Raw genomic sequence first — 15,285 nt, 5'->3', positions numbered from 1 at the left:
AACTCGAATACACTAGACCGCAAGCCAAAATGGCTGCAGCTGCGAGACGCATCGGGAAACGCATCAGCCGCTCCTAAAGCTAAAGCTACATGAAAGATATAAGACATTAGCTAATGCTAAACAAATCGAATCCGCTGGTGCGGTAAAGAGTTGGTTTCGCATGGACCCCTGGGACCGAGYCGACGCCCCTCCTTGGTCGGCGCCGGTTCAATTACCTTGATTGATGCGCCCGGGCGACGGCACAAATCACGCCAGATCTCAGACGCTTTGAGATCGGTCAGGCCACGGCAGTGGTTCCGTTGGGTCGGGCGTCCGCATTGCCAAGGCGGCCAGCCTCGAAGCCCATTCTTCTGGCGCAACTCTCCGCGATGAGCCGGCATACGTTGACGGGTCGGCCATACATCGGGAAGAGATGCAGTCCAAGATCAGGGAGGGTATTGGCCTCAATCACGATGTAATTTTGAGGATCTGCTTTGCTGGTGTGGTCCCGAGATAATATGTCGACGCCRCCGACATGAAGGCCGGGAATAGCGCGCGCAACTCGCTCCGCGATACGTTTCATGCTAGGGTGAACTAGGTCGGTGATCCCCCTTGTTTCACCGCCGGTTGACGCATTGCTCTTCCAGTCGATCACGACAGTTTGCCCTTTAGCAGGGATAGAATCCAAGTCAAACCCTTGCGAAGCGAGTATAAGTCTCCTGTAGTCATCTACGAAAATTGGCCGCTTCCCTAGATGCGGGTTGTTCGCGCGAAGTTCGTTCTTAGCATCGATGAGCTGCCTTACGGTCCCCTTTCCATTGCCAAGCACTGTGGGTGGAACACGCATAGCAACAGCAATGCACTGGGAGTCGACGACCAGATACCGTGCCTCGTCTCCCTGAGCAAAATACTTCTCCACGAGGATACGTCGACCGGTGCGCCGCAACGCAGCGTCCCATGCTGCTTCAAAGGTCGCGGGGGTCACATTGACGGAAACACCGCTACCTTTTCTCCCATCGAACGGCTTCAAAACCGCATTTCCGAATTCGGAGACTTTTTCGCGTGCAGCTTCCTTGTTGGATATTTTGAAGGTTCTGCCTTCGGCAAAGCTGACTCCAGCCCGCCTGAATATCGCTCGTGACAGCCTTTTGTCTTTCAGCATGTGATACGCCGTAACAGCAGTAAAGCTGGTGTCGCCTTCGCGAAGGATGCATTTCTCGCCCTCTGCAGAGACGATTAGCAGCGGCCCTAACGTCTTAGTGCGAAACCCAAGCTTTATAAATTCGGAAGACATAAGTTTTCTACTGTTGAATTCCTCGGCATTCTCGTAGTTGTTGAGGACGTTTACACGATTCAGCATCGCTTCAATCTCCGGCAAAAGTATTGCATTTTTACCGCTTTGATGTTGGCTTCCACTAGCCAACAGCCTCTCTAGCTATTGGCTAGATCTGCCCCCATTTCTTGCTGGCTTGGAGCCGGCGCCGCCCGCACATCCATATCGCCAAACCAGCCATTTCTTTCGGCCAAACACGACACCGCCATTSCATGCATCTCAGCCCTAATCAGTGGCGGACGCGCAAGGCACCTGGACGGAATCGATTCCGTCGCCAGTTCTTCCGAGGCCGAAGCAAGAAACATCCTTGCTCCTGACCCATCGGAGCTCCATCTCATGAACAGCGCCAGCCCGCCGCCTTGAAGATGCCTGCGCAGATCAGGATCGAGATCGGTGCCGGCGCTGACTAGTATCAGCTTAGGAGGCGGCAGTGCCGACAGGGCTCGACGAGATACGATATCTTCCCTGTCAACGATGAAATATCCCCGGCTGACTCGTTGCAGCACCTTGCCAAAGAGATCGTCAAGTATCTCGCCATTCTCCGCGCTCGATGGTGTCACGGAAACCGCATGGCAAACGCCCAGCCCGAGACCTTTTGCCCAAATTCGTTCCGGCGAGGCAGCGTAAATCAGAGCCTCCAAGAACGGATCTCTAGCCAGCATTGGCGGAGTGGGTCGCTGGCCGAGTTCCTGGGGGACACCATCGATGTATGCTCCTCTCTTGGAGAGGAGGCCGGTTCTTCGCCCTTCGGCCTGAAGGCGCCGGTTGATAGCTTGCGCCACCATGCTCGTGTGAAGATCGCCCACAACGAGCAATGTTGCGACTGCCGATGATTCCGGAGCCTTGTACAAGTTTGCAAGAATCAGCTCGCTAACGTCTCTCGACGAGCCGCCTCGCGGCGAAAGATGAAATTCGATGCCCGGGCGTGCATTCACCTCAAGTACGGCGCATCCAACCTCCTTATGGGAGATCGCAATATCGGGCATGATCAGGTCGATCCCGGCGATGCTAAGGCCAAACGCCCTGGCAATGCGTTCACACAGCTGCTGATTTTCCGGGTGAACTTCGTCCGTAACGTCTACGGGCACACCTCCCCGGGCCAAGTGACCGGTGGGACGTAGGATCACGCGCTTTCCGTCAGCGGGGACAGACTCCAATGAGAGCCGGTGCTGCCGGATGTGCCGCAGAAGCTCATCGTCTATCTCCACGCGAGACAGCTGTCGGCCGTCACGGTCGGGTTCCCCGTTCAACTCTTCTATAAGGTTGCGTAAGGTTTTTTCGCCGTCGCCAATTACTTCGGGCGGGCGACATATGACCGCCGCGACAAGGCGATAATCGACGACCGTTGCACGATACTCCGATCCCGCCACATATTGCTCCACCAGCACTCCACTATTTTCCGTGTGCTTTCTATTTCGCAGCGCGTATGCCCTCTCAAACGCCTCTTCGACCGCAAGCCGTCCCCGTAGCTTGACCGACACGCCTCGCCCTTGATTTGCCTGGGCCGGTTTAACTACTACGCTCTTGCCTAGCTGCTTGGCCGCCGAAACCGCCTCGGCCTTTGTGCGAACCGTTATCTGCCGGGGAACTGTCATCCCGGCTTGAGCCAGTAATCTGTTGCTCAGCCTCTTGTCCAAAGCCGTCTTCGCTGAAGCGAACGAGGTCGAACCGGAGATCGTCGAGAATAATTGCTTCTGGTGCTTGCCGTGCCCAAGGCGAAGATGGTTGCGGGCGACGAACTCGAACGGAATGCACTTTCTCTTGGCCGCAGCCACCAACACTGCGGTGGAATTTGAAAGCCRCCGCTTCTTGGCTCTTTCCAGGTTCGTATTTTGTGCAAGGGTATAGTTCTCAGTAGGATTCCCTCCTCGGGCGGCCTCGCTGATCGCGTCAACGACGGCCAATGCGGCCGCGCGCGACATTTGGGGATCGTCCGTCTCCCACACGACAGAAAAGGACAGCGGGGCTGCATCACCCACCACGGCCGCTGTAGGGGATGAATAGAAGTTCATCTCCCGGCACAGTTCCCGATCGGCGAATTGAATCGCGTCCGCGATGTATTGCGCAACTGGCGTGTCCTGCGGGCACTTGGGAAACAGACTGGAGAGTGCCGAGCGCGCCTCCGGAATGAAATCGCAAACGCGAGCCTTCACAGACGGCGATATCTCCAACGCAAGCTTAATCACCGTATTTACGCTGTAGACGTTTGTCCCCAACAACGTTCGGAGCCCGACCACCGCGATCGGATTCGGTTTTTGAAGAAGAGTTTCCACGACGCCGTTGCCCCCAACGCTAAGTACTCGATACTCAAACGAGATCCGCCAACCGTGCGGCTGAGCTTTCCCCTTTCTTCGCACCGCACCAATATATATTTTTCGTTCTCAGAACGAAGATGACTCTCGTCACGGTCGATTCTGACTTCCGACAGGTATCTCGCCTCCCCTTGATATTATTATCAAATCGCTAATTTAAGAGGCGAAACATGGGACTAAGGTCCGATTCTAAAGTCCCCTGCAGGTCCCATTGCATGCAATTACCGGTTATATTATGGTTATCTAATGGTAAAAAGCACAAAAGAAAGGGGAAGTCAAAGGGAACGTCATAAATAAAAAACAGATAAAAACTTAAATATCTAAGTGTAACTGAGTTCAGTTGGGGGAGTTGTTATGCCGATTTCAAGGATACAACGCGGGCGCATGAAAAGGGCCAAGCGCGCTTTTTCCACGCGCAGAGTYGCGGCGTCGCACATGCGGACGCTGATTACAGGCCCAATACAGCCCATGGCAGGCGATCTCGTGCTGGCGCGTGTCGATGAGCTTGGCAATCACAGCAGATTGGAGCTTATCGGCGGAAGAAAGGCCATTATGTTTCCCGGCGACGAGATCATTGTCTGCTACGGAAACAGATATGCCCCCGACCAATTCGAAGCAGTGATCGGTCCGGATTTAGGCCCGTGCGACCTAGTGGCTGGAGGGGGGATCGCGGCGCAGGAGCTTTCGAGACATGATCGAATGGCGCCGCCGACAAAGATTACGCCAATCGGGCTGGTCGGGGACAAGTTTGGTCGCCGGCTGAATGTCTGGGATTATAAGGTAAGCTCAGACGATCTCCGTCCTTCGCTACCCATTGTTCTGTCGCTCGGCACATCGATGAACGCCGGGAAAACCCTGACGGCGACATCGTTGGTCAGAGGCTTCAAGAAAGCGGGGCTGAAGGTTGCGGCGATGAAGATTACCGGTACCGGGTCCGGCGGCGACATGTGGATCGTCCGGGACGCCGGGGCGGACATGGTTCTGGATTTCACCGACGCGGGTTTTGCAACGACTTATCTGGCTTCAGTGGAGTTGATCGAGAAAGGCGCCTTCCGCCTGTTGAACCATGCAACCGAAAACGGATGTGATGTTGCGGTCATCGAGATCGCCGACGGATTGCAGCAAAGGGAAACATCGGAACTCATCTGGGCCGAGTCGCTGCGGAGTATGGCTCTTGGGACGATCTTCGCGTCGTACGATGCCATGGGAGCAAAATGCGGCGTCGATAGCCTTCGCGCCGCCGGCCACAACGTGCTTGCCATCAGCGGACGAATTGGTCGATCTCCGCTCGCTGTGAGAGAAGCGGAGGAAGCCACCGGACTGCACGTCTACTCTCCATGGGAGATCCAGGAAGGAGCGCTCAACCCCGTCATGAGGGCTCGCGCTTCTGCGAAGCTCGCCAATGGCCAGAGCAACAATCCCTTTTTCCGCCGCATCGCAGAATCCGCGGATGGATTGGCCCCGGACAATCACAGTGCACAGGCCTCCCAATTGCGCATTGAATTTTTAGGGAAGGTTGCGCAAGGGCTCGTTGCGGCTGAGTTTGCTATGCTCACCCAGGCCTCTGCCGATGGCAATAGGTTTGCCTCGTGGCCAACTCCCTACGGGAACATCACCCTCACGCTACCTAAGCTGTCATCACGGATCGCCATCCCCGTCTTTATCTCGGCTCACGCTCCCGTGGAGATGGTAGAGGCCGCGGTGCTGGCCAAAACCCGCGCCGCGCTAAAGTCGTCTTTGTCCAACCTTGTTCAAGCGCTCGGTTGCTCTGCTCTGGCCGACGACCAAATGGAAGCGCTTGTAAAGGACATTTGGCCGATGCTTGAGAGGGATCGCAGGAGCGAACCCGGAAATCAGAAATTGCCCAACGCCATGGGGCAACCGATCTCAGCCGACGCGCCGGATGAGCCGGACGCCGCAATCATGAACTTCTCAGGAGCTTTCAGCGACACTGAACACCGCAACGTAATCGGGCGAGCATAACCAGCGGTGATCGATGAGCATACGAAGTAAGAGATTCAGTCCTCCTCTGAGCGAGATGTGGCGACGGTCAAGGGCGGGCCTCGCTGCTGTCGTGATTTTCGGTATCTTTATCAATCTGCTCCGTTTCTCAGGCCCCCTGTATCTCATACAGATCTTCGATCGTGTCATTTCGAGCCGCAGCATCGAAACCCTTGTTGTCCTAACTGCCGCGGCTTTGTTCGCGCTTGTCACGGGCGCTGCGCTTGAAACTGTCCGTCGACGGATGCTCTCGCGATGGAGTGTTTGGATAGAGCATCAGTTGACCACTCAATCCGTGAGAGCCGGATTGACTGCCGGTGTCGCTAACCCGCCGGTTCTGGCGAACATCGAGAAGGTGTCCAGCTTCGTCGAGCGCGGACTTGCGCCCTGGATGGATGTGGTCTGGGCCCCGATTTTCCTATTGTGTGTATACTTCATCCATCCGGTTCTCTGCATGATCGCTTCGGYTGGCATTGCCTTGCTGATAGRCCTGAGCGTGCTCAAGGACAAGCTGACGCGAGAACCCCGTCAGGCGGAACGTGATGCTGCCAGGCAGGCCAAGGAAGTCCTGGCGTCAGCAGATAGGCACAAGGACGTGGTTGGCGCCTTTGCGATGGCTGACGCAATCGCCGGTCGCTGGGGTAAAAACAAGATAGACGGCTTTCTCCAGCGGGATCGGCTGAACGCTAGGGGGGTGAGCATCGACTCCGCCATCCGCGTTTTGGGCCGCGCCTTTTACATCGTGCTCCTGGCGTCCGGCATCTGGTTGTTTCTGAACAACCATGCCACGCTCGGGGGGTTGTTCRCAGGCCGCCTTGTTGCCAACTTTGCCTATAAGATGGTCGACAAGGCGGTTCGGGAATTCAGAAGCCTGCGAGAGGCGCGCGAGGGGTACTCGAAGATCAAGGCGGAGCTTGCCAAGCCGGCGAGTGAAATACCGAACCTGCTCCCTGGGACACCTGATGGCGCTTTGACTCTCGACGAAGTCTCGTTCAAGYACGGCGGCGCGCGTGGAGACTTGTTCCGGAAGCTGTCACTCTCCCTGGCACCAGGAGAGTTGCTGTTGGTGATGGGGCGAGCCGCAACCGGCAAGACGACGCTTTCGCGTCTTTTGATCGGGCTGCTCAGGCCGCGAACCGGACAAATCCGGTTGGGCGACATGAACGTCACGCGACTTCCAGATTACGTTAGGGCTGAGGTCATCGGCTATCTGCCCCAGCACATCGAACTGTTCGAAGGAACCGTTGCGCAGAACATTGCCCGGTTTCAGCAGACCAGCATGGATGACGTGGTTTCCGCAGCGAAGATAGCGGGCATTCACGAATCCATTCTCCGGTTAAGCCAAGGGTATGACACCCTTCTTGACGACTCCGTCRGGCTATCCGGTAGCGAAAGGAAGCGACTAGCCCTTGCGAGAGCTTTCTTTCGTTCGCCGAGATTGATCGTGCTTGATGAGCCTTTCGCGAATTTGGACAGCTCTTCTAGGAGAAACCTTGAAGCGGCCGTGAAGTTTATGAAGGACTCCGGATGCTCGATAGTTGTCACCATGTCCGGGCGTTCCAAGCGATTTATCGGAATGATCGACAAATCGCTAATCTTAGGCGGCCAGAAGCCGGAGTTCACCGATCACAGCGAAAGGCCGGTGCGCCCCAGCAAACCTGAGTTACGGAGCGTCAAGTGAAAGGATCGCTGGACCTCCGTAACAAAGACTCGGATATTCCGCCAACAGAGGATCCTGGGCCGTTCGGCAAACGCTYGGTTACCTCGGGTTTTGCAATAATCGCAGCCTTCTCCGCCGTCGCAGGGACGTGGCTGGTTGCGGCGCCAATCCAAGGCGCAGTCTTGGCACCTGGTGTGGTGGATGTGGCGTCGAACGTGAAAACCATTCAGCACCTTGAGGGAGGGATCATTTCCGAAATCTTGGTCAAAGAGGGCGACCGGGTATCGGCAGGTCAAGCTTTGATAAGATTGCAGGGCACCGCTTCGACGGCCGCAGCGAACGAAATCAGCGCCCAATGGTATGAGGCYAAGGCTACCGAGGCGCGGCTGGTCGCGGAAAGAGATGGAAAAGACACCATCGAAATCCCGCCGGACCTAAAGCAGRCCGGCAAACAGGCAGCGGATGCAATCACCGGACAAGAGAGTATTTTTCGCTCTCGGCAGGCCCTTTTGCGCGAAAGTCTCTCGGTGCTGCAGCAGATAATTGTCAGCCTGCAGAAGGAAATGGAGGGTTACGAAGGTCAAGTAGCCGCTGCGACCCAGAAGCTCAAAGTCATCGAGGACCAGCTTAGCGATGTCCGGGCGCTGTACGAGAAGAAGCTGATTGTAAGGACGCGCCTCACAGATTTGGAGACAGAGCAGGCGGATGTAAGCGGAGCCCTCAGCGGTTATGTTGCATCAATCGGCGTCGCCAAACAAAAGATGGAGGAGACAAAATTTAAGATCGCTGAACTTAAAGCGTCTACAGCAACCGATATCGTCGAACAGCTCGGGCTGACTCGCGCCAAGATATACGAATCGGCTCAAAAGATGGCGGCTGCCAATGACGTGCTGACCCGGACCGAAATCCGAGCACCCATTGGTGGAACCGTGGTAGGACTGAAGGTGCATACCATTGGTGGGGTGATAGCCGCTGGCGATCCACTGATGGATATCGTTCCTTTGAATGATAGTTTTGTTGTGCTGGCAAACGTCGATCCGTTGGATGTCGACCAAGTGACTGCGGGCTTGCACGCTACAATTTGGCTTAGCGCCGTGAGCAAGCGCTATCAGCAGCCGATGAGCGGCGATATCCAAACCCTCTCAGCCGACCGGCTGATAGATTCTCGGACGGGGCAAGCTTACTATTCGGCTCGAATTGTCCTGACAYCAGAGTCCTTGAAGGCGATGCCTGTGGCGTTGCAAGCCGGGATGAGCACACAGGTAATGATCAACACTGGCACAAGATCAGCCTGGGAGTACCTCAGCGCTCCCGTCTATGCTGCGATGGGTCGTGCCCTTCGTGAATGACGGTGTGGAAGGGACGGAGCATCGAGCACCACGTAGTGTCCATAAGCAAGCGAGCAAGCAACGCGAAGCCTCTCCAGCGAAGGCAAAGGAGTGCAGGCGCGACTGTGGACCGCGCCGATCGTGCGCTTCTGGCGGTAGCAATCGGGAAGCCGCCCGATTGCTATGCTACCGCCTCAAGGCGTAGACATTGTCCATCGGCGCGCCACCCAGCGGCAGCGCCATGTCGTCGTCAAGGAGTCGGGTGATGCGGGCAAAGCCGACAAAGGCTTTCCGCGCTTCCTCGGCCGACATCTTGCCCGACATAGCCGCCGCGCAGCAATTCAGCGCGCATTGGTAAACCGGGCCGCGCCGTCCCGTAGGCCATTTCCGCAGGAACACCATCGCCTCGGAGACGCTATYGACTTCCTCCACAGGGTATCCCTGCCCACGCGCAATTCGCACTGGGGTAAAGAAATGCAAGCGATCCATGATTATCCTCCCGGTCGGCCGCAGAGCGGTCGAACCCCACTAAACGCACGTCTCGCCGGTCGGTTCCAAACAAATTTGATTGCCGATGGAAAAAATCTGGAACCGTCAGGCTGCGGCATGCGGGAAAACATCTGACGACTCGGGCTCGCAGCAGGCCTGAGCCATCGGATAACGGCGATTCTCGTTGAATATCTTTAAGGCGAAAGCCGGCAAATGGATTGCTTGCCGGTTCCCCGGCGTCAGGCTTAACCTCTCCGATCAAACGCGTGAGGGCGCGTTTTGCAAAAAGGGGAATACTCRCAATGACCATTCAAGGCGCCTCGCCCGACCTCTACAACGAGGATCTGGCTCCCGCAACGGTCAGGAACTGGGGACCGTTTTCGATCTTCAACGTCTGGACCTCGGACGTCCACAGCCTCTGGGGCTACTACCTGGCGGCCAGCCTGTTTCTGTTCTGCGGCGGCTTCGTCAACTTCATCATCGCTATCGGCATCGGCTCGCTGATCATCTACGGCCTGATGAACCTGGTCGGCTATGCCGGCGTGAAGACCGGCGTGCCCTACCCGGTGCTTGCCCGCGCTTCCTTCGGCATCTGGGGCGCCAACGTCCCGGCTCTGGTGCGTGCCGTCGTCGCCTGCTTCTGGTACGGCGCCCAGACGGCCGCCGCATCAGGCGCGATCGTCGCGCTGCTGACGCGCCTGCAATGGTTCGACGAGTTCAACAAGAGCTCGCATATGCTTGGCCATTCCACCCTGGAGGTGATCTGCTTCGTCGTCATCTGGGCGCTGCAGCTGCTGATCATCCAGAAGGGCATGGAAACCGTGCGCCGCTTCCAGGATTGGGCCGGCCCGGCCGTCTGGATCATGATGCTGATCCTGGCCATCTATCTTTGCGTGAAGTCCGGCACTTTCGCCTTCACCAGCGACATCCCGATGGATGTGCTGCTGGACAAGACCAAGGACGCCGGCGTGCCGGGCGAGCCCGGGTCCTGGACCGCCCTGTTCGCGGTGGCGGCGATCTGGGTCACCTACTTCTCGGCGCTCTATCTCAACTTCTGCGATTTCGCCCGCTACGCGCCGGACAATGCGGCACTGCGCAAGGGCAACATCTGGGGCCTGCCCGTCAACCTCATCCTGTTCTCGCTGGTCGCCGGCGTCACCACGATCGCCGCTTACGACGTCTACCATGAGGTGCTGCTCCATCCCGACCAGATCTCGGCCAAGTTCGACAGCTGGTTCCTCGCCGCGCTTGCCGCGCTGACCTTCGCGGTGGCGACGCTCGGCATCAACGTCGTGGCGAATTTCGTCTCGCCGGCCTTCGACTTCTCCAACGTCTTCCCGCGCCAGATCGACTTCAAGAAGGGCGGCTACATCGCAGCCCTTATCGCACTTGTGCTCTATCCGTTCGCGCCATGGGAAGGCAGCGCCGCTTCCTTCGTCAACATCATCGGCGCGACGATGGGACCGATCTTCGGCGTGATGATGGTCGACTATTATCTGATCCGCAAAAGCGAGGTCGACGTCCAAGCGCTCTACCGGGAGGACGGCGAGTTCCGTTTCCAGAGCGGCTGGCATGTCAACGCCTTCATCGCCGCCGGCATCGGCGCAATCTTCTCCTCGCTCCTGCCCAACTTCACCAACTGGCTGCCGTCCTGGTGGGGCGTTTATGGCTGGTTCTTCGGCGTGGCCATCGCGGGCGCCGTCTACTACGTCCTGCGCACAATGGCGCTCGGCGCCGGGGCGAAGATGGCGAAGGCCTGAAAGTGAGGCAGTAGGAACTAGGCAGTAGGCAATAGAAGGCTTGCCTACTGCCTACTGCCTACTGCCTACTGCCTACTGCCTACCATCTCCGCCAGACGCCGCACCGTGTTCCAGTTGCGCGACGTGCCGACGCCGAAGCGCTTGTGATTGGCGGCGGCCAGCAGTCGCGAGCCCGGCCGCTCGCGCGAGAAGACAAGCCAGATATCGCCATCGACCCAAAGCACTCTCTCATCGTCAGCGGCATGGGCCTGGAGCGCTTCAACGGCATCCGCCGGCACCGGCTCGYGCATCACGCGTACCGCGACCTGATCGGCCGTAGCGGCGGATTCGCCGGGAAACGGATTGGCGGCGGCGAGCTTCAGCCAGTCATCGGCGCCGCGCACGATGATGTCGACATGGCGGCCGAAGGTCTTTTCGAAGGCCCGTTCCAGCCGCTGCTCGAGCTTTGAGATTTCGCCCGCCCGCGCCTCGAACACCAGATTGCCGGTCGCGACCAGTGTGCGGACGTTTTTCAGCCCCTGTTCCTCGGCCATGGCCTTGAGGTCGGCCATAACCACGCGCCGCCCCTCGCCCAGGATGATGCTATAGAGCAGCGCGACGTAAGTCTGCATCAAACCAGGCGCGACTGGTCCACCGCCGCCGAGATAAAGCTGGCGAACAGCGGATGCGGGTCGAGCGGCCGGCTCTTCAACTCGGGGTGATATTGCACGCCGATGAACCAGGGATGGTCGGGATACTCGACCGTCTCCGGCAGCACGCCGTCGGGCGACATTCCGGCAAACACCAGGCCGCAATCCTCGAGCCGCTGCTTGTAATCGATGTTGACCTCGTAGCGATGCCGGTGGCGCTCGGAAATCTGCGTGTCGCCATAGATGTCCGCAATCTTCGAGCCCTTGGCGAGTTCGGCCTGGTAGGCGCCGAGCCGCATCGTGCCGCCGAGATCGCCGGTGGCTCTGCGCTTCTCGAGCATATTGCCCTTAAGCCACTCGGTCATGAGRCCGACGACCGGCTCATCGGTCGGGCCGAATTCGGTCGACGACGCATGGTCGACGCCGGCCAGCGAGCGGGCCGCCTCGATGCAGGCCATCTGCATGCCGAAGCAGATGCCGAAGTAAGRCACCTTGCGCTCGCGCGCGAACTTCGCCGCCAGGATCTTGCCTTCCGAACCGCGCTCGCCGAAACCGCCGGGAACGAGGATGCCGTGCACCTTCTCCAGCCACGGCGCCGGATCTTCCTTCTCGAAGATCTCGCTTTCGATCCAGTCGAGCTTGACCTTGACCCGGTTGGCGAGGCCACCGTGCGAAAGCGCCTCGATCAGCGATTTGTAGGCATCCTTGAGGCCAGTGTATTTGCCGACGACGGCGATCGTCACTTCGCCTTCCGGATTGTGGATGCGCTTGGAAAGCGCCTGCCAGGGTTCCATGCGCGGCTTCGGCGCCGGGTCGATGCCGAAAGCGGCGAGCACTTCCGAATCGAGCCCTTCCTGGTGATAGGCCATCGGCACGTCGTAGATATGCGGCACGTCGAGCGCCTGGATGACGGCGCTTTCGCGCACGTTGCAGAACAGCGACAGCTTGCGGCGCTCTTCCTTCGGGATCGGCCGGTCGGCGCGCACCAGAAGGATGTCGGGCGCGATGCCGATGCCGCGCAGTTCCTTGACCGAATGCTGGGTCGGCTTGGTCTTCAATTCGCCGGCCGTCGGGATGTAGGGCATCAGCGTCAGATGCACATAGACCGCGTTGTTGCGCGGCAGATCGTTGCCGAGCTGGCGGATCGCCTCCAGGAACGGCATCGCCTCGATATCGCCGACCGTGCCGCCGATCTCGCACAGCACGAAGTCGTAATCGTCATTGCCGTCGAGAACGAAATGCTTGATCTCGTCGGTGACGTGCGGGATCACCTGCACGGTCGCGCCGAGATAGTCGCCGCGCCGCTCGCGCTCGATGATGTTCTTGTAGATGCGGCCGGTGGTGATGTTGTCCTGCTGGTTGGCGGAACGGCCGGTGAAGCGCTCGTAGTGGCCGAGATCGAGATCGGTCTCGGCGCCGTCGTCGGTGACGAACACTTCGCCATGCTGGTAAGGCGACATCGTTCCGGGGTCGACATTGAGATAAGGATCGAGCTTCTTGATCCGCGCGCGATAGCCTCGCGCCTGCAGGAGAGCCCCAAGAGCTGCTGCGGCGATGCCTTTTCCGAGTGAGGAAACCACGCCGCCTGTGATGAATACATATCGCGCCATGGGAGTCATCGCTTAACGCGGCCTGATTGATTCCGCCAGAGAAAAAACCGCCGCGAAGGCTTTTTCCCAAAATGGCGCCGGCGCCTGAGATCGGCGTTTTCACTATTCAAAACAAAAGGGCCGGCGGTGCCGGCCCTTTCGGCAGTTTGATGGAATTCGTTAGATAATAACGACCTTGGTACCGATCTTGACGCGGCTGTAGAGGTCCATGACGTGCTCGTTGATCATGCGGAAGCAGCCGTTGGAGGCGCTGGTTCCGATCGACTGGGGAGCAATCGTGCCGTGGATGCGCAGATGCGTGTCCTTCTTGCCGTCATAGAGGTAGATGGCGCGCGCGCCGAGCGGATTCTCGCCGCCGCCGGGCATGCCGTCCTTGTACTGGCCATAATGCTTCGGCTCGCGCTTCTGCATGTCGAGCGTCGGGATCCAGCGCGGCCATTCCTGCTTGTCGCCGACAGCCACCGTGCCCTTGAACTGCAGGCCTTCGCGGCCGACAGCGATGGCATAGCGGCGGGCGGTGGAAAACGACTCGACGAGGTAGAGGCGGCGCGCGCTGGTGTCGATGACGATGGTGCCCGGCTCATAGCCGGTGAAGGTGACGTCCTGCGGCACGAATTCCGGCTTCACCTTGAAGGGCCGCTTGGCGTCCTTCTTGGCCAGCGCCGAATCCAGCGCACGGGTTTCCGGCAGATAGTTGATGGAGGTCGCCGCCTGGGCGCCGCCGAAGAGGCCGGCAAACAGCCCACCGCTGCTCGTCTGCTTCTGGCCGGGGGTTTCGCTGCGCAACTCGCCATTGTTGCCCGTGGCCGTGATGTTCATTGCCTCGGCCGGGATCGGCTCGGCGGTCTGGATCGGCGCAACCGGTGTCAGCGGCTCGATCACCTTGATGGTCTTCTTCTTGGCCGACTTGGCGTCGGCGACTTCAGCCGGAGCGGTCGCGCCACCGTTCTTCTTGGCCAGCCATTCCTGGCGCGCGGCGTCCGCCTTGGCCTTGGCTGCTTCGCGCATCGCCATCTTGCGAGCCTCGAGCGCCTTCTGCTTGGCGGCTTCCTTGTCGGCCGCGATCTTCGCCTCGAGCTTGCTGATCTGCGCAAGATCGTCCGAGGTCGGGTTTTTCTTCTTCTTGAGAAGCCTCAGCTGCGATGCGTCGCTCTTGGCGGCGACAGGAATTGCGTCGGTCTTCTCAACCGACGGGGAAGTGGCCAGATTTGCYGGTCCGGCAAAGGCCGCGGAACCCATGCCGAGGACGGCACAGAATCCCAGGAGGATGAAGCTGCGAAGCTGCATGGCGAAGATCCGATTGTTCAAAGCAAGTTGCCCACGGCGTCGCCCGGCGCCCCCCAAGGACGCCGAATAGTRCCGCGCGCAACCTATAATCGATTAGCCGTCATCGCCTCAAGCTGAGGCAGGCGCTACGCCCGGTTGAATCTTCGTGATCGGGCGCGCATTTGCCGCGACTGTGTTCAAAGAACAACAGATCGCGGCCCGGTGCTTGTGCGGCTATTGGTTCGGAACCTGCGGGGTGACAGGCAGAGTGACGCCATTGTTTGCCGGCGGCGTGGCCGGATTCGCGGGCGCCGGAGCGGGCGTCGCTGCCGGGGCCGGCGCGGTCGCGCCATTGGCGAGCGGCGTGGTGGTTGTCGYGCCGCCAGACGGAGCCGCGGGAGCCGTGCCGGCCGGAGCCGCGGGCTTGGAGGTGCCTACCGGTCCATTGGAACCCGGCAGTTGGTTGAGCACGCCGTTGCCCTGGCTGGACGTCGCCGGACGATCGAGAATGTCGATCGGCTTCTCGCCGTAGCGGGCAAGGATCGACAGCGCTAGCGAGGTTACGAAGAAGGCCGCCGCCAGGATTGCGGTGGCGCGGGTCAGCGCGTTGGCGGCGCCGCGCGCCGTCATGAAGCCGGAACCGCCGCCGATGCCCAGGCCGCCGCCTTCGGAGCGCTGCAGCAGCACCACGCCGACAAGCGCGAGCACGACCATAAGGTGGATGACGATCAGTACGGTTTCCATAATTCATCCTGGCGAGGCCTTGCGCTGCCGCGCATACGACCGGTGTTTTGGAGGCGGCTCCTTACAATGCTTTGGCGGCATTTCCAAGCCCGTGGCCGGGAATATGGGAAGCAATGGGGCCAATACAACGATTTATGCCGCGCGAGCCTGGCAGACGGCCTCCAAAGCATGTCT

General features: G+C 59.1%; 11 protein-coding genes. 4 read left to right on the top strand and 7 right to left on the bottom strand.

All coding sequences use genetic code 11. From position 1 onward, the window contains the following. Positions 1–277: 277 nt before the first annotated feature. Together LCM4576_RS01075 and LCM4576_RS01070 are read right to left on the bottom strand one after the other, a co-directional pair. Complete coding sequence (locus LCM4576_RS01075) at positions 278–1,402, bottom strand: hypothetical protein (RefSeq protein ID WP_131803202.1); 1,125 nt, start codon at positions 1,400–1,402, stop codon at positions 278–280. A gap of 8 nt (positions 1,403–1,410) precedes the next feature. Then, positions 1,411–3,585, bottom strand: coding sequence for an acetate--CoA ligase family protein (locus LCM4576_RS01070; RefSeq protein ID WP_131803201.1), 2,175 nt, complete (start codon positions 3,583–3,585; stop codon positions 1,411–1,413). 507 nt (positions 3,586–4,092) lie between these two features. On the opposite strand from LCM4576_RS01070, the gene LCM4576_RS01065 reads away from it, so the two are divergent. The 3 genes from LCM4576_RS01065 (at position 4,093) to LCM4576_RS01055 (ending at position 8,634) form a co-directional block, all read left to right on the top strand. Continuing rightward, a complete protein-coding gene (locus tag LCM4576_RS01065; protein WP_131803200.1) occupies positions 4,093–5,607 on the top strand; it encodes a hypothetical protein in 1,515 nt (504 codons plus the stop codon). Positions 5,608–5,698: 91 nt separating this feature from the next. Beyond that, complete coding sequence (locus LCM4576_RS01060; RefSeq protein WP_157901188.1) at positions 5,699–7,306, top strand: type I secretion system permease/ATPase; 1,608 nt, start codon at positions 5,699–5,701, stop codon at positions 7,304–7,306. Beyond that, complete coding sequence (locus tag LCM4576_RS01055) at positions 7,303–8,634, top strand: HlyD family type I secretion periplasmic adaptor subunit (RefSeq protein WP_083361270.1); 1,332 nt, start codon at positions 7,303–7,305, stop codon at positions 8,632–8,634. Before LCM4576_RS01060 ends, LCM4576_RS01055 begins: the two co-directional genes overlap by 4 nt. Positions 8,635–8,799: 165 nt before the next feature. Here the strand turns inward: LCM4576_RS01055 and LCM4576_RS01050 are convergent, their stop codons facing one another. Continuing rightward, positions 8,800–9,102, bottom strand: coding sequence for a DUF982 domain-containing protein (locus LCM4576_RS01050; RefSeq protein WP_071029838.1), 303 nt, complete (start codon positions 9,100–9,102; stop codon positions 8,800–8,802). 302 nt (positions 9,103–9,404) lie between these two features. On the opposite strand from LCM4576_RS01050, the gene LCM4576_RS01045 reads away from it, so the two are divergent. Further along, positions 9,405–10,862: an NCS1 family nucleobase:cation symporter-1 gene (locus tag LCM4576_RS01045; protein WP_071029836.1), complete on the top strand. Its 1,458-nt coding sequence runs from the start codon at positions 9,405–9,407 to the stop codon at positions 10,860–10,862. Between the two features lie 65 nt (positions 10,863–10,927). Here the strand turns inward: LCM4576_RS01045 and LCM4576_RS01040 are convergent, their stop codons facing one another. The 4 genes from LCM4576_RS01040 to secG form a co-directional block, all read right to left on the bottom strand. Next, positions 10,928–11,473: a DUF1697 domain-containing protein gene (locus LCM4576_RS01040; RefSeq protein ID WP_071029833.1), complete on the bottom strand. Its 546-nt coding sequence runs from the start codon at positions 11,471–11,473 to the stop codon at positions 10,928–10,930. Continuing rightward, positions 11,473–13,110: a CTP synthase gene (locus LCM4576_RS01035; protein WP_116397855.1), complete on the bottom strand. Its 1,638-nt coding sequence runs from the start codon at positions 13,108–13,110 to the stop codon at positions 11,473–11,475. Before LCM4576_RS01035 ends, LCM4576_RS01040 begins: the two co-directional genes overlap by 1 nt. Positions 13,111–13,260: 150 nt before the next feature. Then, positions 13,261–14,388, bottom strand: coding sequence for a L,D-transpeptidase (locus LCM4576_RS01030; RefSeq protein WP_041000817.1), 1,128 nt, complete (start codon positions 14,386–14,388; stop codon positions 13,261–13,263). A gap of 213 nt (positions 14,389–14,601) precedes the next feature. Next, entirely contained in the window at positions 14,602–15,111 is a 510-nt protein-coding gene (gene secG / locus LCM4576_RS01025; RefSeq protein WP_071029829.1) for a preprotein translocase subunit SecG, read from the bottom strand. Positions 15,112–15,285: the final 174 nt, after the last annotated feature.

Source organism: Mesorhizobium sp. LCM 4576 (assembly GCF_001854815.1).
Lineage (GTDB): Bacteria > Pseudomonadota > Alphaproteobacteria > Rhizobiales > Rhizobiaceae > Mesorhizobium > Mesorhizobium plurifarium.
Note: the sequence above shows the minus strand (reverse complement) of the source record. Positions and strands in the feature narration are given on the sequence as shown.